Source organism: Bizionia argentinensis JUB59, assembly GCF_000224335.1.
Taxonomy (GTDB): Bacteria; Bacteroidota; Bacteroidia; order Flavobacteriales; family Flavobacteriaceae; genus Algorimicrobium; species Algorimicrobium argentinense.
Genome location: NZ_AFXZ01000047.1, coordinates 1 through 18165, shown reverse-complemented (window position 1 = coordinate 18165; position 18165 = coordinate 1). Strand labels below are relative to the sequence as shown.

Below are 18165 nucleotides of genomic sequence, written 5' to 3'. Positions count from 1 at the left end.
CAGGAAAAAGCGTGAAGACTTTTAGAATTTCTATCCTTTTATGAAATCAATATTCCGAGTTAATCCTGCGAATTTGGTGCGTTTTACTGCCGATTTTTTAAATACTTTTTTAAAAGTGTCTTCGGTTATTTCTTCCCAATCCTTTTTAGTCATTTCCAATAAGTCGGGATGTGGATTAAAAAGCGGTTCGCTATGTGCTTTTGAAAAACGATTCCATGGACAAACATCTTGACAAATATCACAGCCAAACATCCAATCTTCAATCTGGCCTTTAAATTCGGTGGGAATATTATCCTTTAATTCTATAGTAAAATAGGAAATACATTTACTACCATCTACGACATAAGGTTCCGCAATGGCATTGGTTGGACAGGCGTCAATGCATTTGGTGCATGTTCCACAATGATCGGTTGTTATAGAATCGTATTCTAATTCTAAATCGATAATTAATTCGGCAATAAAATGAAACGAGCCTGATTGTTGTGATAACAGTAACGTGTGCTTTCCTACCCATCCTAAACCAGATTTTGATGCCCAAGCTTTATCTAAAACGGGCGCAGAATCTACAAAAGCACGACCACCAACTTCGCCTATTTCATCTTGAATAGTTTGTAAAAGTGATTTTAATTTATCTTTTATAACGAAATGATAATCGGTTCCGTACGCGTATTTAGACAATTTATAGGTTTCGTTTTGTTGCGTTTCTTCAGGATAATAATTTAGCAAAAGCGAAACCACACTTTTAGAACCTTCCACTAATTTAGTAGGGTCTAATCGTTTATCAAAATGGTTTTCCATATAGGACATTTCACCATTCATATTCTTATTAAGCCAATTTTCCAATCGTGGCGCTTCTTCCTCTAAAAACCCTGCCGGACTAATACCACAGGATAAAAAACCAAGTCGTTTAGCTTCGGCTTTAATCAGTGCGGTGTATTTAGCCTTGTTGTTTATCATTACTTCCTTTTTATAAAAGTCAAAAATGCATTTTTAGGTTTTAAAGCTATTAACGGCGTGACTTCAATAGTTTTAAAATTAGGTTGAATTTTATAGGTTGACACCAATTCTGAAACGGCAATAATCATTTCAAACATGGCGAAGTTATTTCCTATGCACTTTCGTGGCCCAGCTCCAAATGGGAAATATTGGGATGAGAATTTTCGACTGCCTTCCGCAAAACGTTCTGGCAAAAACTCATTAGGCTGCTCCCATAAATCAGCATGACGGTGAATTTCGTAGATAGAAAATAAAAGATTCGATTCAGCTTCAAAATCTAAACCACTAAAATGGTCTGGCTCGATATTAACCCGGTCTATAAAATAAACAGGCGGATATAAACGCATAGCTTCTTCTATAACTTGCTGACAAACTTTAGATTTTGTAACCAAATCCATCAAGTCGTCACTTTCCTCTTTTATTTCGAGGCGTTCCTTATAAATTTCATCTTGCCACTCTGGATGCAATGCTAATAGTTGAGATGTGAATGTGAGTGCATTGGATGTGGTTTCATGTCCAGCGGTAAAGAGAATTAAAATTTCATCTATTAGCTGTTCCTCTTCCATTGCTGAACCATCATCATATTTGGCATCCAACAGCATATCTAGCAAATCGTTTTCTTTTACTTCAGAAGCACGACGTTCATTCACAATCCGCTTTAAAATGTCTCGTGCTTCACGCGTTAATTTTAAATGCTTTTCAATTTCCCCTCCAAATTTAAACCACCAACCCAAATATGGTTGGCGCAATTCTCTGACCAACATTTTTTGAGCGTCTTCGGTAATATATTGCAAGCGATTAATATCTTCTTGATTGGCAGCACTGCTGAACAAAGATTTAACAACCGTTTGAAAAGCCAAATCGTTTAGAATAGGAAATACATTAATTTTTGTTTCTGCCGTAATTTTTTGAAGTTCTAAAACAATGGCATTTTTTATACTGTCTAATAGATTTTCTAATTGTTTTTTATGAAAAGCAGGCTGAATAAGTTTACGCTGTCTTTTCCAGTGCTCGCCTTCTGCCGTTAATAATCCTTTTCCAACGTATTTTACTAAATCTACCGTTTGAATTTTAGATTTCTTATAGTTTTTTTGGTTCTTTTGAAGAACATATTCTGCAAAAGCAGCATCGCGAATAAAAACGACACTATTTTTAAAGCCAATTTTTAATCTAAAAATATCACCCTGTTCCGTAAAATTTTTATGATGAAATGGCAAAGGGTTTTTAAGAATTTCTAATGAATTTCTTATAAATCTAATTAATGGAACAGTTGGTATTTGACTTTTAGCTTTCAAATTTAAAATAGGGATTACATTACAATTTATGACAAATTTGTGATCCTTTGTTAAGGCTGAACAAATGCGCCTTTAAAACAAACCACTTTGCGTTGGTCCTTTTACCCGGCCTAAATGTTTATAGGCAAGATCCGTAACTTCACGACCTCGCGGTGTACGCATAATAAATCCTTGTTGGATTAAAAATGGTTCATATACCTCTTCAATGGTTTCGGCACTTTCACTAACGGCAGTTGCAACGGTATTCAATCCTACAGGACCGCCTTTAAATTTATCAATAATAGTGGTTAAAATTTTATTATCCATTTCATCCAAACCGTGAGCGTCCACATTAAGCGCTTCTAAAGCGAAGCGTGCAATTTTAATATCAATATTACCATTACCTTTTATTTGTGCAAAATCCCGTACGCGACGCAGTAATGCATTGGCAATACGAGGCGTTCCCCTACTTCTTCCTGCAATTTCTACCGCTGCTTCCATAGAAATAGGAACATTTAGAATATCTGAACTCCGTTGAACGATAGTTGTTAGTAATTCCGTGTTATAATATTGTAAACGACTTTGAATTCCAAAACGCGCACGCATTGGTGCTGTTAATAATCCAGAGCGTGTTGTAGCCCCAATTAACGTAAAAGGATTTAAATTAATCTGAACGGTCCTAGCATTTGGTCCAGATTCGATCATGATATCAATTTTATAATCTTCCATCGCAGAGTACAAATACTCCTCCACAATGGGACTTAATCTATGGATTTCATCAATAAACAAAACGTCACGTTCTTCCAAATTGGTAAGCAACCCAGCCAAATCCCCTGGTTTATCTAAAACAGGCCCAGAGGTAACTTTTATGCTCACGCCTAACTCGCTTGCGAGAATATGAGCCAAAGTAGTTTTTCCTAATCCTGGTGGTCCATGAAATAAGGTATGATCTAAAGCCTCTTCTCGACCATTTGCAGCTTGTACAAATATTTTAAGATTCTCCAATATTTGTTCTTGGCCTGTAAAATCGTCAAAAGATAAAGGTCTTAATTGTTTCTCGACATCGTTTTCTTCCGGAGAAAAATTTTCGTTTGTTGGATCTAGATTTTCGTTCATGTTTACTTCCCACAAAAGTGGGAATCTTTTTATTCTATTCGATTTAAAAATAGATTCGAATATATTCTTTAAATATAAAGGTACTTCTTGAACACTCTCATAGGTTATCTCTATTCAAACAAATATACGAAGTGTGCTATACATTTTTATCAAAAAACAGAAAAGCCTTTCTAATTTAATAGAAAGGCTTTGATATTGTGAATCTCTTTTATTCAAAGTGAAAACAAAAAATGCTTCATCATATTTATTGCATATCAAATAAACAGAAAATTCGGTAATCTTTATAATCAAAAAAGCCTCTCTAAATTAATAGAAAGGCTTTGATAATATGAATATCTTTGCGAGATCCCTTTTTCCAGCCAAATTTCTGCGAAGGCAGGAATCTATTTTGTTCAAAGTGCAAATAAAAACTTCTTCATCATATTTATTGCATGTCAAATAAACAGAATATTCGGTAACCTTTATAATCAAAAAAGCCTCTCTAAATTAATAGAAAGGCTTTGATATTATAAATCTCTTTGCGAGACCCCTTTTTTCAAAGGGAAATTTTAATGTAATTCTTCTTCACCCTCTTTTAAAGGTACGTTCTGCATAACAAAATCGGTGTCATGACCAGGTTTGCTATAATCATAAGGCCAACGGTAAACATGAGGAATTGCTCCAGGCCAGTTTCCATGAATATGCTTCACAGGAGCTGTCCATTCTAAAGTTGTTCCTTTCCATGGATTCTGCTCTGCTTTCTTACCATAAAACATACTTACAAAGAAGTTATATAGATAAAGAATTTGTATAGCTGATCCAATAATTGCAAATACTGTAATAACAACGTTTACGTTCGCTAAATCATCAAACAACGGGAAACTTGAGTTTGTATAGTAACGTCTTGGTAAACCTGCCATTCCAATAAAGTGCATTGGGAAGAAAACCCCATAAGCAGAAACCGCTGTTATCCAGAAATGGATATAACCCATTTTCTTATTCATCATGCGTCCAAACATTCTTGGATACCAGTGATAAATACCAGCGAACATACCATACAATGCTGATATACCCATAACCAAGTGGAAGTGAGCAATAACGAAATACGTATCATGCACGTTAATATCTAAAGCACTATCTCCTAAAATAATTCCTGTTAAACCACCAGTAATAAATGTAGAAACAAAACCAATAGCGAATAGCATGGCGGGATTCATTTGAATATTCCCCTTCCATATTGTAGTAATCCAGTTAAAGGCTTTTACCGCAGATGGAATTGCAATTAATAAGGTTGTAAAAGTAAATACAGATCCTAAAAATGGATTCATACCTGATACAAACATATGGTGTCCCCAAACAATTGTTGAAAGGAATGCAATAGCCAAAATAGAAGCAATCATAGCACGGTAACCGAAAATAGGTTTTCGTGAGTTGGTTGCCATAATTTCGGATACTAATCCCATGGCAGGAAGAATAACAATATATACTTCTGGATGCCCTAGGAACCAAAATAAGTGCTCGAATAAAACTGGCGATCCACCTTGATAATGTAAGACTTCACCTTGAATAAATATATCGGACAAGAAGAATGATGTACCAAAGCTTCTATCCATTATTAATAATAGTGCAGCTGCAAATAATACAGGAAACGATACCAATCCAATAATAGCCGTTACAAAGAAAGCCCAGATTGTTAATGGTAAACGTGTCATAGACATACCTTTTGTACGTAAGTTAATAACTGTAACCACATAGTTTAAAGATCCTAATAAAGAGGATGCAATAAATATAGCCATAGATATTAACCAGATAGTCATACCCATTCCAGAACCTCCTTGTGCCATTGGTAATGCAGATAACGGTGGATAAATTGTCCAACCAGCTGCAGCAGGTCCAGCCTCTACAAATAGAGAACCAACCATTAATATACTAGAAACAAAGAATAACCAATATGACACCATATTTAGAAATCCTGACGCCATATCGCGCGCACCAATTTGCAAGGGAATTAACAGGTTACTGAAAGTTCCACTTAAACCAGCTGTTAATACAAAGAACACCATAATGGTACCGTGTATGGTAACCAATGCTAAATAAATATCTGCATCCATTACACCACCTGGCGCCCATTTACCTAGTAAAGCTTCAAATAATATATTTGGTTCTCCTGGCCATGCAATCTGGATACGGAACATAACGGACATTAATACGCCTATAATTCCCATTAAAGTACCTGTAATTAGGTACTGCTTGGCAATCATTTTATGATCCTGACTAAATATATATTTAGTTATAAATGTTTCCTTATGATGATGTCCGTGATCGTCGTCGAGAGCGTGAGTATCTACATGTGTTGACATAATCTTCTATATACTTTTTTTAAAAACCGTTCTTAATTACTTAATTAAAGAATCTTTAAATTCTTTTTGTTCTGCTAACCAAGCGTCATATTCCTCTTGGGTCTCTACTACTATTTTCATTTGCATGTTATAATGTGACGTACCGCAAATTTTATTACATAATACTAGATAATCAAATTCATAAGGATCCAAAACTGCTTCACCTTTAGCTGCTAACTCTATACTTTTCTCCTCACGGATATTGTTAATGTTAGCCACTTTATCAATCATTTCCGGCGTCAGTCTCATATCAGCTGTGGTAACCGTTGGTGTAAATCCAAATTGGGTTATCATTCCTGGTACACAGTTCATCTGCGCTCTAAAGTGTGGCATATAAGCCGAGTGCAAAACGTCTTGCGATCGCATTTTAATTAATACTGGCTTTCCAACTGGTAAATGCAATTCGGTTGTAATTTTATCGTCTTGCGAGTTTGGATCTGCTTCATCAACACCAAGAATGTTGGCATTGTCATAGTTAATTAAACGCACGTTTGCTTTTCCTAATGTATTATCATTTCCGGCGTAACGCACTTTCCAGTTAAACTGTTGCGCATATAATTCCACTATTAACGGATCATCATCTTCACTAACATTCATAATGGTAGTCCAAGTGAATAAACCATAAATAATTAATCCAGATAATACAATTACAGGAATAATGGTCCAAATAGCTTCCAGCGTATTATTATCAGCATAATACAAGGCCTTTTTGCCTTTTTCACCGCGATAGATATATGCAAAGTAATGTAATAGAAATTGGGTAATGATTTGCACAGTAAAAAGAACTATCATGGAGATAGTCATTAAATTATCTACATCAGCACCATGTTCAGATGCCGCATTAGACATCAACGGTAAATCACCCCAGAAAACTAGGGAAACAATCGTGATACCATAAATGAAGACTAAAAAAGCCAACATTAAGTATGCATTAATCTTATTGTCTTTATCGTTTGCTATTTGGTCATTTGAAACCCCTACTTGCGAAAGGTCAAATATTTTTACCATTTGCCATATAGCAATAGCAATAAAAAGAACTATTATAATTGTCAAAAAAGCTGTCATTGTCTCTTCTCTTCTTTAATTAATTTTTAATAATGAAAATGTTCACTTTCTTTAATAAACGGATTCCCTTTGGCTAATAATGGCGCTTTTGTTAAGGCTGTAAAGATAACTAGCATAAATAGACCAGCAAATAATAAAACGGCACTAATTTCAGGAATTCCAATAAACCATCTATCGCCCACTGTGGCGGGCATAATCATTACGAATATATCTATATAATGGCCCGCTAATACAATTACCCCAGTCATTACCACAAACCAAGACATACGCTTATAATCACTATTCATTAATAGTAATAAAGGGAACACAAAGTTTAAAACAACCATTCCTAAAAACGGCAATTGGTAATCTTGGAAACGCGTTACAAAATATGTTACTTCTTCCGGAATATTTGAATACCAAATTAACATAAACTGTGAGAACCATAAGTACGTCCAGAAAATACTCATACCGAACATAAATTTAGCTAAATCGTGTATATGGCTATCATTTACAAAATTTAAAAAGCCTCTAGATCTTAAGTAAATAGATACCAATGCAATTACTGTAATACCACTTACAAACATACCTGAAAACAAGTACCATCCAAATAAGGTACTAAACCAGTGTGGATCTACACTCATAATCCAGTCCCAAGACATAATTGATTCCGTATAGATATAAAACACTAGGAATCCAGCTGCAATACGGAATGATTTTTTGAAGTTACGATTATCATTAATATCGGCATTATCTTGCGCAATAGAAAATTTACGTGCAAAATATGCGTATAAACTCCATCCTGCAATAAATATTAAACCTCTAATTGCAAACCAAGGAATATTTAACCAGCTTTCTTTATTTTGAATAATTTTATCGTTGGCAACAACCTCTGGATCCATCCAGATAAATAAATTGTAATCACCAATAATACCAGAACCCACAGCAATTGCTAAAACAATTAAACCTCCCGGTAAAACGTAAGCCGAAATACCTTCCATAACTCTAAAAAGCACTGGCGACCATCCTGCTTGTGATGCAAACTGAACGGCATAAAAAGCTAAAACACCTAAAGCAATCATGAAAAAGAAAAATGCGGCAACATAAATAGCGGACCAAGGTCTATTTGCTATTTGGTGCTGTACATGCTCCACATGTTCTTTGTGCTCGTTTACATGACTAGCAACTGTAATGCCTTCTGAAGCACTATCCATAGTCATATCACTTGTTGTGGCTAAATCATCTGAAGCCTCTACTGCATGACCTCCGTGGGAAGCTTCAGCAGCAAGCATGGTTTCAACGTCTTCAAAAGATTTATGAGATGTCATAAAACCATAAACAACACCTATTAGGCCTAATATAATTAGGGCAACAGAAAATGTCTTTAATTTATTTGAGAATGTGTACATATCTATATATAATCTTTATCTATCTTATTTTTCTAAATTGGCTTTTAACTCTAAAACATAAGCCACTACTTGCCAACGTTCTTCCTCATTCAACTGGTTGGCATAAGAACCCATGGAGTTTTTACCATAATAAATAGTATGATATGTACTACCCGCAGTAATTGCTCTTCCAACGTCCGAATAACTAGGTATACCAAGAATTTTTTCACGTTTCACCAAGACTCCTTGACCATCACCTGTTGGGCCATGACAAATTCCGCAGTAAATATTGTACAATTCTTTTCCTCTAGGACCATCTAACTGTGTTGAATCCAAAGGACTCATTAATGATGCTTTTGCTTCGTTAAAACCGTCCAATGTATTATCTATGTCAAAAGGCATATACCCTCTTGCAATAGAACCTTCGACTGGAAGTTGTGCTTCTTTACCATTTCTAAAAGCGCTTGTTTCCTGATATGTTTCATAACCAACAGATTGATACATGTTTGGCATGAATTCATAGTTACGACTTCCTTGTTTACTACAAGATACCATCGTTACTAATACCAATGCTATAATTGTTATTTTTATTAAGGCCTTCATATTAATGTGCTTCTTCTTTTTCAACAATATTTATTTCAACTGCACCCGTTTCCTTTAATAGGTTTACCAATTCATCTTGATTATTATGAATTGAAATTTCCATTAAAAAATGGTCATCTGTTGTTCTTAAATCTGGATTTTCAGCTTTCTTAAATGGCCACAATTTACTACGTAAGTAAAATGTAATTACCATTAAGTGGGCAGCAAAGAAAACCGTAAGCTCAAACATTATAGGTACAAAAGCTGGACTATTTTCTAAATAACTAAAGCTTGGTTTACCACCGATATCCTGTGGCCAATCTTCAATCATAATAAAGTTCATCAGCCATATAGAAAACACTAAACCAATACTACCATAAATAAAGGAAGTAATAGCCAAACGTGTTGGTGCTAAACCCATAGCCTTATCTAGTCCGTGAACTGGAAAAGGGGTAAAGATTTCGTCAATATGATACTTTTCAGCTTTAACTCTTTTAACAGCCGACATTAATACATCGTCGTCTGTATAAATAGCGTGAATTACTTTTGATGTTTCCATTATCTACGCTTCGTTTATTAGTTGTTTAGCTTGTCCAGACCAGTCTTCACTTTCAGCTCTTCCAGGGAATGAACCTGTGATTTCATCTAACAAGGTGTATTCGTTATTTGTCAATTTACTTATCTGAAGTAATGTATAGATTCCAATGCTGTTAAGTGCATCTTCCATATTTGCATCTATACCAACAATTCTCTTCAGATCATCTGCATTTTGTAGTGCTGGATCAAATTTACCAATACTACTTAATAGCATATTTATTCTATCCGTGTTATCAACAACAGGTGTAACAGGTGTATTTGGCGCTACAGGTTGAGTTGCAACAACACCAGATGTTCTAGCATCTGCTCCCGTACCCATTAAACTGTCGCCACGATCTCTAATTCTCTTGTAACGCTCACCTGACGATTTTAAAATAGTTTTAATCTCCGCTTGCGCAATTACTGGGAACGTTCTAGCGTATAATAAAAATAATACGAAGAAGAATCCAATGGTTCCAATAAAAATTCCAATATCTACAAATGTTGGTGAGAACATAGTCCAAGCTGATGGCATGTAATCACGGTGTAATGACGTTGCAATAATAACAAAACGCTCAAACCACATTCCGATGTTTACCACAATAGAGATAAAGAAAGAGAACATAATACTGGTACGTAATTTTTTAAACCACATAAACTGTGGGGAGAATACGTTAAAGGTCATCATGGACCAATAAGCCCACCAGTATGGCCCAGTTGCTCTGTTTAAAAACGCATATTGCTCATATTCTACACCAGAGTACCAAGCAATAAACAGCTCGGTAATATAAGCCACACCTACAATAGAACCCGTAAGCATGATAACGATGTTCATTAACTCAATATGTTGAACAGTAATATAATCTTCTAAGTTAGACACTTTTCTCATTATAATAAGAAGCGTGTTTACCATGGCAAACCCAGAGAAAATTGCACCAGCAACAAAGTATGGTGGAAAAATAGTGGTGTGCCATCCTGGTATAACCGATGTTGCGAAGTCAAATGATACAATAGTATGCACAGAAAGTACTAATGGCGTTGCTAAACCTGCAAGTACCAAAGACACTTCTTCAAAACGTTGCCAATCTTTAGCTCGTCCTGACCAACCAAAACTTAATAAAGAATAAATTTTCTTTTGAAAAGGCTTAACTGCTCTATCACGAATCATGGCGAAATCTGGTAGTAAACCTGTCCACCAGAAAACTAGCGAAACCGATAAATACGTTGAAATAGCAAATACATCCCAAAGTAATGGCGAGTTAAAGTTAACCCATAACGAACCGAATTGGTTTGGTATTGGTAATACCCAATACGCTAACCAAGGACGCCCCATGTGGATGATTGGGAATAAACCCGCTTGCACAACAGCAAAAATTGTCATTGCTTCCGCAGATCGGTTAATTGCCATTCTCCATTTCTGACGGAAAAGTAGAAGTACCGCAGAAATTAATGTTCCTGCGTGACCAATACCAACCCACCAAACGAAGTTAGTAATATCCCAAGCCCAACCTATGGTTTTATTCAAACCCCAAGTTCCAATACCTGTGGAGACTGTATATATTATACACCCAACTCCCCAAAGGAAAGCGATAAGTGCGATAGAAAATACAATCCACCAAGATTTATTTGCCTTACCCTCTACAGGCCTTGCCACATCAACAGTAACGTCGTGATATGATTTTTCCCCTATAACTAAAGGTCTTCTAATAGGTGCTTCGTAATGAGACGCCATAATCCTTATATAATTATTTTCTTAATTCGTTTTATTATGCTTCGGTTGTATTTCTCACTTTTGTTTGGTACATCACATTTGGTTTTGTTCCAAGGTATTCTAATAAGTGATACATACGATTATCTTCTTTAAGTTCTAAAACTTGACTGTCTTCATCGTTAATGTCTCCAAAAACCATAGCTCCAGTTCCACATGCTGCAGAACAAGCTGTTTGGAATTCGCTATCTTTAATTACGCGGCCATCACGCTTAGCATCTAGAATAGTTTTCTGTGTCATTTGAATACACATAGAACATTTTTCCATAACACCTCGTGAACGAACAGTTACATCTGGGTTTAATACCATACGACCTAAATCGTCGTTCATATGGTAATCAAACTCATCATTTTCACTGTATAAGAACCAGTTGAAACGACGTACTTTATAAGGACAGTTGTTTGCACAATAACGTGTACCAACACAACGGTTATAAGCCATATGGTTTTGACCTTGTCGACCATGTGATGTTGCTGCCACAGGACATACAGTTTCACACGGTGCGTGATTACAGTGCTGACACATTACTGGTTGGAAAACAACTTGAGGATTATCGGAAGGATCCTCCATTTCTTTAAATTCATTTAATGAACTTGACAATCCATGAATGTTTTCCTTCTTTTCAATATCTTCCGTAAAGGTCGATTCAGATGAGTAATATCTGTCAATACGTAACCAGTGCATATCACGACTACGACGTACTTCGTCTTTACCAACAACCGGCACGTTGTTTTCTGCATGACAAGCAATAACACAAGCACCACAACCTGTACATGAATTTAAGTCGATAGACAAGTTAAAGTGATGACCGATAGAACGATCAAAGCTATCCCATAAATCTACTTCTGGCGAAGTAACTGGCGTCGGCTTATGGTTTAATGACACCATTGGCATCGCATTCCAGTGCTTCTTATCTTTTGTATTAAAGATTTCTAAAGTAGTTTCTTTAATAATATCTCCACGACCCATTAGCGTATTATGAAGCTGAACACAAGCAAATTCATGCTCACCGCTAGCAACACTCATACTAACATTATCTTGTGATAGACTAAAGTCTGCGTATAATGGAAACGCATTTACACCCGTTTGCATTTCTTCTTTTAAACCAGCTCTACGTCCAAATCCAAAGGCTAAACCAATAGATCCTTTTGCTTGACCAGGTTGAATTAAAGCAGGAGCAGTTAGAGTAACGCCGTTAACAGAAATCTCAACATTACTTCCGTTTAATCCACCATTAGCAACGTTCCAGTTTTTAATACCAAGTTCAGTTGCATCTGCTTGAGAAACGGTAACATAATTATCCCATGTTGCTCTTGTAAGTGGATCAGGCAATTCTTGCAACCAAGGGTTGTTTGCATGTTGCCCATCACCCATTGATGTTTTTGAATATAACGCTAATTCTAATCCATTAGATGTAGATGTTGCTCCTAATTTTCTAGCAGCATCGCCACCAGAAACTGACGCGATTTCACCTAATGTATCCTCTTCTTTATTATTTAAACCAATACCTTGAGCTACATCATCAATAACACCACCAACCCAGGTTTTGTTATCTTTATCTGTTACCCCATTGGCTGTTTCTGTAGTACCTAAAACTGCAGAACCATTTACAAATACACCATCGTGCAATGCTTGACTAAATGATGTACCACCTAAAATACTTGTATTCCAAGTTTGCTTCACATAATCATGGTAAGACATGCTATTATCAGTCCACTTTAATAACGCTTCTTGAAACTGGCGTGTATCAAATAATGGACGAATAGTTGGTTGCATTAAACCGAAATGGCCTTTTTTCAACTCAACATCTCCCCAAGATTCTAAATAATGTGGAGCAGCAGCTTGATATTCTACTTCCAATGCTGTTTCATCTGCCTTCATGGTAAACGAAACTGAAAGATCAGTTTGTTTTAAACCTTCAGAAAATTCGCCAGCATTTGGCAATGTATATAGTGGATTAACACCACTCATAATAATAGCACCTACTTTCCCTGCATTCATATCAGCAATTAAAGTAGAAACATCATTATCATTTCCTTGTCTTGTTTTTATTAGTGTTTTAGTATCGAAGGCTTGACTATTCAAGTAAGCATTAATCGCTAAAACAACTGTTTGTGCATTCACATCTTGAATACCAGTTACAACAACACCTTTACTTCCAGCTTTTTTCAACTCTGAAGCGGCTTTCTGAATAGCATCATTAAGACGCTGCGGCAAATCGCCAGAAACAGAACCGCCAACTACATAACTATATAATTTAGCAAGCGCCACCTTTTGCTGACTTGGTGTTAAAGCAATACGTGTATCTGCATTAGCTCCAGTTAAGGACATGTTTGATTCAAACTGAATATGACGCGACATTTTTCCATTAGCTGGAACTCTGTTTTTTACATAGCCCGTATCAAAACCGCCACCTTGCCAATCTCCTAAAAAGTCTGCAGCCACCGAAACGATTGTCATAGCTTTAGAGAAATCGTAATTCACTAAACCACGCTCACCGTAATTAGCTTCAAAAGCATCTAAAGCAGCAGATTCGGAAATGGCATCATATTGTACATGACGAACATTTCCAAATTTCTCTTTAAACTCGCTCACTAATTTGTAGGTAGAAGGACTCGCAAAGGTTTGCGTTAACAATACGATAGCTTTTCCTGATCCACTTAAACTAGTAAGTTTTTGTCCAACTTCAGCATCCAATTCACTCCATGAAATTGGTTCGCCCGCTTTCATTGGTCCTTGGATTCTCATACTGTCGTATAAACCTAAAACAGAAGCATTCACCCTAGCATTTGCATGACCATTGGTAGCAGCTAATTTGTTGTTTTCAATTTTAATTGGACGACCTTCACGAGTTTTCACTAAAACAGACGCATAATCATAACCATCTGCAACCGTTGTTGCATAGTAGTTTGCAACACCAGGAATAATTTCTTCCGGTTGCACTACATATGGTATAGATTTAATAACTGGTCCTTCACACGCAGCTAATGATGCAGCTGCAGTACTAAAACCAACATATTTTAAGAAATCACGACGTGTTGTTTTAGAGCTTTCCAACGATTCTTTATTACCTAAAAAATCATCTGTTGGTATTTCCTGAACAAATTCGTTTTGTTTAAGCGCCTCAACAATTGAGCTATTCTCGTTTAGCTCTTCAACACTTTTCCAGTATTTCTTGTTTGATGACATATTATATAATTGAATTACTTCTTATTAATTAATTTAAAGCTTTAAATCCCTTTTAAAAGACTTTAGTAGTGACACTTACCACATTCCAGACCACCCATTTGAGCTACTGTTAACTTATCTACACCATATTTTTTAGATAATTCTTCATGAATTTTCGTGTAGTATGCGTTATCCTGTACCTTAACATCCGTTTCTCTGTGACAATTAATGCACCATCCCATTGTAAGCGGTGCATGCTGATACATAATTTCCATTTCTTCAACAGGACCGTGACAGGTTTGACATTCAATACCTCCTACCGAAACGTGTTGTGAATGGTTAAAGTAAGCAAAATCTGGTAAATTATGTATACGTACCCATTTTACTGGTTGTGTATCACCTGTATATTTCTGTTCTGCATCATCCCAACCGACAGCATCATAAAGCTTTTGAATTTCACCATCGTAAAACTCTTTGCTATATTCTGCCGTTGCTGTTTCCGGTGAAACCTCGTAAATTGATTTATGACAATTCATACAAACATTTAAGGAAGGAATCCCAGAATGCTTACTTACACGAGCAGATGAGTGACAGTATTTACAATCAATACCGTTATCGCCAGCGTGGATTTTATGAGAATAATGTATTGGCTGAACTGGTTGATAGCCTTGATCTACACCAATCTGCATGAAAAAGCCATATACAAAATAACCACTAGCTAGTAACAGTATAATTACTGAAACCAACACTAAAAATTGATTCTGAATAAATGCTTTCCAAATTGGGGTTCTTTTCGGCCCAGAAACATCAACACCTTTTGCTTCAGCAAAGCGGTTTAATGTTTGCCTTACAAAAATTAACGCCATGGCTAATATTGCAAAAAGCACAGCCATTGCACCTAATATAATTTTATTAGAAAAACTAGCATCATCTGTTCCGCCTCCTTGAGAAGAACCAACGGCTAGATCAACGGCTGGTGGTGCAGGTGCTTCTTCCGACGTGTAGGCCAAAATATCACTAATATCATCATCAGACAATTGTGGGTAAGCTGTCATGGCAGCGCCGCCATACTCATTGAATATTTTATTGGCATACGCATCCCCAGCCTTAATCATGGCTGAACTATTACGAATCCATGCACTTAACCACTCTCTGTCAAGACCTTCATCATCGGCAAGTCGTTGTTCGACATTACGTAATGCGGGCCCTGTCATCTTCTTATCTAATTGGTGACAAGCAGCACAGTTGGAATTAAATAAAGATTTACCTGTTACTGGATCACCCTCTTGCGCTGAAAGTGACGTGGAAAATGCTAATAAAATAACTAAACTTAAACGTAAAAAGTTCTTGCCTAATTTTCGGTGATTCACCTGTTTCATATTATTGGTTGAATTAACTTCTAAAACTTTGGTATGCTTTTTCAATTAACAAAAGAAAAAAAATACAATAATAAAATCTCTCGCAAAAGTAACATATAAAGTCGATTTTAGAAATGTTACAGAACTGTTAATTGGTAATTTAGAGATGTTCTAAATAACAAAAGCAAGTTGTTTTACGTTATAATCTTTTACTTTTGTTTCAAATACTATTGAAAATGAATTTATTGAACCTATATTCCACCACCTTATTAACCTTAAGCATAGCTCTAAGTGTTAGCTTTTCTTACGCCCAACAAGGTACAGTTACTATTAATAAATCGTCTGAATTGGACGCTTTATTGTTAATTAAGAAAGAAATGAGTGTTTCTAATAACGATTCCGACCGTTATAAAATTCAAATTTACTCCGGTGATCGTGCAGGTGCAGATGATGCCATCAAACATTTTAAGGTATTCTATCCAAATTGGAATGTAATAGATCTATACGATCCAAATAATTATAAAGTATGGGTTGGTGATTTTAGAAACCGTTTAGAGGTAGATCGTGCACTAATAAAAATTAAAGAAGAATTCAGAGATGCCTTTCGTTTGAAACCTAAAAATAAGGAAAAGAAATAGAGCTCCAAATCTGTTTAAATAGCCTTTATGAAGTCTTTTTATAAAATGGCATTGAATTTATAAGTACGCCAAATTCTATATACTAAAAAGAAGTACTTTTAAGTAATAATCTTTTACATTTGTATCAAATATTATTGAAAATGAATTTATTGAACCGATATTCCACTGCTTTATTAACCTTAAGTCTAGCATTAAGCATCAGCTTCTCTTATGCCCAACAAGGTACTGTTACCATTAATAAATCGCCAGAATTGGACGCTTTATTGTCAATTAAGAAAGAAATGAATGTTTCTAATAACGATTCCGACCGTTATAAAATTCAAATTTATTCTGGAGATCGTACAGGAGCCGATAGAGCCAAGGGTAAGTTTAATGCTACTTTTGAGAAAATCCCGTTACTTTTGGTGTACGAAACACCCAACTATAAAGTCTGGGCTGGAAACTTTAGAAGTCGTTTAGAAGCTGATCGCGCGCTTGTGAAAATTAAAAAAGAATTTAATGACGCTTTCCGTTTTAAACCTAAAAAGAAGAGCAGAAATTAAGAAATAAAAAAAACGCTAAAATTGACTTTAGCGTTTTTTTTGTGCTTAAATTTCAATTTCACTCCTTAATTAGCTTTTTTACAAGCATATAATTTTTCCCAATAAGTTTTACAAAATACACACCCTTTGGCAGATTAGAAACATCAATACCTTCTCTTATATGTGACTCTTTACGTAGCAATTTTCCATTTATATCATAGATTTCAAGCATTAATATTTCACTACTAGAATCAATTAATAAAACAATATTTTTGGCTGGATTAGGTATTAATTGAATATGATTAGTAAAATTGTTATCAGAAACACCTAAAGTAAAATCTTGTACATCTCCCAAAAAATCAGCATTGGCTTCTGTTAAATTTCCTGTGCAACCACCTTCTGTAAGACTTATGTTTTCCACCCAAATTCCAAGTTTCAAACTAGGTGGGTTTGGCGTGGATGGATTAGTATTGGTAAACATTAAATAAGGCTCAAAAAAGCCACCATTACCACTGTCAGCTATAAATTCCCAACGCGCTTCACTTTCATTCCAGTAAATTCTAAATTCACATGTACCCAAACCGCCACAATCAACTTGACCATCTATAGGCCTCGTTTCATATACATTCCGTCCTGTGGTATCTAACCCTAAATTAGTAAACACAAAATTTTGATCATCAAAAAACGGATGACAGCCATTAAATGTAATTTGCGAATAACCAAAATAGGATAGCAGTAAGAACGAGAAAAATAAATAGTTTTTTTTCATTTGGTTCGGTTTATATTTCTAAATTTCATTTATGGTCGTGACGGATATATTCCTTGCAAGGCAATAATAAACGTTACTGTTTGATACGGCTGCATATTATTTACAGGCTGATTGTTACCTGTATTCCCAATCATACTAGAATTCATTGTCGTATTTGAAGTGTTTGCTGAATACTCTTTATCCAATAGCTTTGTATTAGCAGGAAAGTTATATTTAGGTGAAGCGCTATCTCCATCATCTAACACAGCATTTACTTGATGATTATGTGCTGGTAAATTAGCAACGGTTAAAGTGTTAGATTCCGAACCCCCGCTTTGTCCTTGAGCATACGCGGATAAACCGGGACCATTACCATAATGCATAGGTACTCGACCTCTTAAATCTGGAAGTCCAAATGTTGTTTGTCCATCTCCTCCGTAATTAGTACCTAGTAAGGAAAACAAAGCTGAATTTGAGGAAATCGCCAATAATTGTCCTTCACATTTAGCCCATCCTACTGGGGCATAATTACCAGCAAACATTCTGACTTCCCCCAGAAACTGATCTTGTGCGTTAGTTGTATTACTAAAACTTAAACATAGTAATAAA

General features: G+C 35.7%; 15 protein-coding genes. 2 read left to right on the top strand and 13 right to left on the bottom strand.

The features are described 5' to 3' along the window. Window positions 1-30 precede the first annotated feature (30 nt). From queG to BZARG_RS11645, 11 genes are all read right to left on the bottom strand, one after another. Window positions 31-957: a tRNA epoxyqueuosine(34) reductase QueG gene (gene queG, locus BZARG_RS11695; RefSeq protein WP_008638724.1), complete on the bottom strand. Its 927-nt coding sequence runs from the start codon at window positions 955-957 to the stop codon at window positions 31-33. Next, window positions 957-2291 carry a cytochrome P450 gene (locus BZARG_RS11690; RefSeq protein ID WP_008638754.1) on the bottom strand — a complete coding sequence of 445 codons (1335 nt, stop codon included), beginning with the start codon at window positions 2289-2291 and terminating at the stop codon, window positions 957-959. Before BZARG_RS11690 ends, queG begins: the two co-directional genes overlap by 1 nt. Window positions 2292-2363: 72 nt before the next feature. Then, window positions 2364-3386 carry a Holliday junction branch migration DNA helicase RuvB gene (gene ruvB, locus BZARG_RS11685; RefSeq protein WP_008638712.1) on the bottom strand — a complete coding sequence of 341 codons (1023 nt, stop codon included), beginning with the start codon at window positions 3384-3386 and terminating at the stop codon, window positions 2364-2366. 548 nt (window positions 3387-3934) lie between these two features. Further along, window positions 3935-5725: a cytochrome c oxidase subunit I gene (locus tag BZARG_RS11680; protein WP_008638659.1), complete on the bottom strand. Its 1791-nt coding sequence runs from the start codon at window positions 5723-5725 to the stop codon at window positions 3935-3937. Window positions 5726-5761: 36 nt separating this feature from the next. Then, on the bottom strand, window positions 5762-6829 hold the full coding sequence (locus BZARG_RS11675; protein ID WP_008638681.1) for a cytochrome c oxidase subunit II: 1068 nt from the start codon (window positions 6827-6829) through the stop codon (window positions 5762-5764). A 26-nt stretch (window positions 6830-6855) separates the two neighbouring features. Beyond that, window positions 6856-8217, bottom strand: coding sequence for a hypothetical protein (locus BZARG_RS11670; RefSeq protein WP_008638676.1), 1362 nt, complete (start codon window positions 8215-8217; stop codon window positions 6856-6858). Window positions 8218-8241: 24 nt separating this feature from the next. Further along, the gene (locus BZARG_RS11665) at window positions 8242-8709 is read right to left on the bottom strand and encodes a c-type cytochrome (protein WP_008638649.1); all 468 of its coding nucleotides are present in this window, start codon (window positions 8707-8709) and stop codon (window positions 8242-8244) included. A gap of 91 nt (window positions 8710-8800) precedes the next feature. Continuing rightward, window positions 8801-9337: a DUF3341 domain-containing protein gene (locus BZARG_RS11660; RefSeq protein ID WP_008638634.1), complete on the bottom strand. Its 537-nt coding sequence runs from the start codon at window positions 9335-9337 to the stop codon at window positions 8801-8803. 3 nt (window positions 9338-9340) lie between these two features. Further along, window positions 9341-11086, bottom strand: coding sequence for an NrfD/PsrC family molybdoenzyme membrane anchor subunit (gene nrfD, locus BZARG_RS11655; protein WP_008638721.1), 1746 nt, complete (start codon window positions 11084-11086; stop codon window positions 9341-9343). 34 nt (window positions 11087-11120) lie between these two features. Beyond that, window positions 11121-14312, bottom strand: coding sequence for a TAT-variant-translocated molybdopterin oxidoreductase (locus BZARG_RS11650; protein WP_008638664.1), 3192 nt, complete (start codon window positions 14310-14312; stop codon window positions 11121-11123). Window positions 14313-14374: 62 nt separating this feature from the next. Further along, window positions 14375-15670, bottom strand: a complete 1296-nt coding sequence (locus tag BZARG_RS11645; protein ID WP_008638677.1) for a c-type cytochrome — start codon at window positions 15668-15670, stop codon at window positions 14375-14377. A 215-nt stretch (window positions 15671-15885) separates the two neighbouring features. Here BZARG_RS11645 and BZARG_RS11640 point away from each other — a divergent pair, with 215 nt between their 5' ends. Together BZARG_RS11640 and BZARG_RS11635 are read left to right on the top strand one after the other, a co-directional pair. Next, window positions 15886-16287 (top strand): SPOR domain-containing protein, encoded by a 402-nt coding sequence (locus BZARG_RS11640; protein ID WP_008638654.1) that lies wholly within the window; start codon window positions 15886-15888, stop codon window positions 16285-16287. 140 nt (window positions 16288-16427) lie between these two features. Next, window positions 16428-16829 (top strand): SPOR domain-containing protein, encoded by a 402-nt coding sequence (locus tag BZARG_RS11635; protein WP_040288612.1) that lies wholly within the window; start codon window positions 16428-16430, stop codon window positions 16827-16829. A gap of 58 nt (window positions 16830-16887) precedes the next feature. Here the strand turns inward: BZARG_RS11635 and BZARG_RS11630 are convergent, their stop codons facing one another. Both BZARG_RS11630 and BZARG_RS11625 read right to left on the bottom strand, forming a co-directional pair. Further along, window positions 16888-17577: a T9SS type A sorting domain-containing protein gene (locus tag BZARG_RS11630; RefSeq protein ID WP_008638689.1), complete on the bottom strand. Its 690-nt coding sequence runs from the start codon at window positions 17575-17577 to the stop codon at window positions 16888-16890. 29 nt (window positions 17578-17606) lie between these two features. After that, window positions 17607-18165, bottom strand: a 559-nt coding sequence (locus tag BZARG_RS11625; protein WP_050807311.1) for a phage tail protein, incomplete at its 5' end; no start/stop codon positions are given.

Coding starts and splice junctions, on each gene's coding strand:
- queG (WP_008638724.1), bottom strand. CDS start 957: ATGATAAACAACAAGGCTAAATACACCGCACTGATTAAAGCCGAAGCT.
- ruvB (WP_008638712.1), bottom strand. CDS start 3,386: ATGAACGAAAATCTAGATCCAACAAACGAAAATTTTTCTCCGGAAGAA.
- BZARG_RS11680 (WP_008638659.1), bottom strand. CDS start 5,725: ATGTCAACACATGTAGATACTCACGCTCTCGACGACGATCACGGACAT.
- BZARG_RS11675 (WP_008638681.1), bottom strand. CDS start 6,829: ATGACAGCTTTTTTGACAATTATAATAGTTCTTTTTATTGCTATTGCT.
- BZARG_RS11670 (WP_008638676.1), bottom strand. CDS start 8,217: ATGTACACATTCTCAAATAAATTAAAGACATTTTCTGTTGCCCTAATT.
- BZARG_RS11665 (WP_008638649.1), bottom strand. CDS start 8,709: ATGCCAAACATGTATCAATCTGTTGGTTATGAAACATATCAGGAAACA.
- BZARG_RS11660 (WP_008638634.1), bottom strand. CDS start 9,337: ATGGAAACATCAAAAGTAATTCACGCTATTTATACAGACGACGATGTA.
- nrfD (WP_008638721.1), bottom strand. CDS start 11,086: ATGGCGTCTCATTACGAAGCACCTATTAGAAGACCTTTAGTTATAGGG.
- BZARG_RS11650 (WP_008638664.1), bottom strand. CDS start 14,312: ATGTCATCAAACAAGAAATACTGGAAAAGTGTTGAAGAGCTAAACGAG.
- BZARG_RS11645 (WP_008638677.1), bottom strand. CDS start 15,670: ATGAAACAGGTGAATCACCGAAAATTAGGCAAGAACTTTTTACGTTTA.
- BZARG_RS11640 (WP_008638654.1), top strand. CDS start 15,886: ATGAATTTATTGAACCTATATTCCACCACCTTATTAACCTTAAGCATA.
- BZARG_RS11635 (WP_040288612.1), top strand. CDS start 16,428: ATGAATTTATTGAACCGATATTCCACTGCTTTATTAACCTTAAGTCTA.
- BZARG_RS11630 (WP_008638689.1), bottom strand. CDS start 17,577: ATGAAAAAAAACTATTTATTTTTCTCGTTCTTACTGCTATCCTATTTT.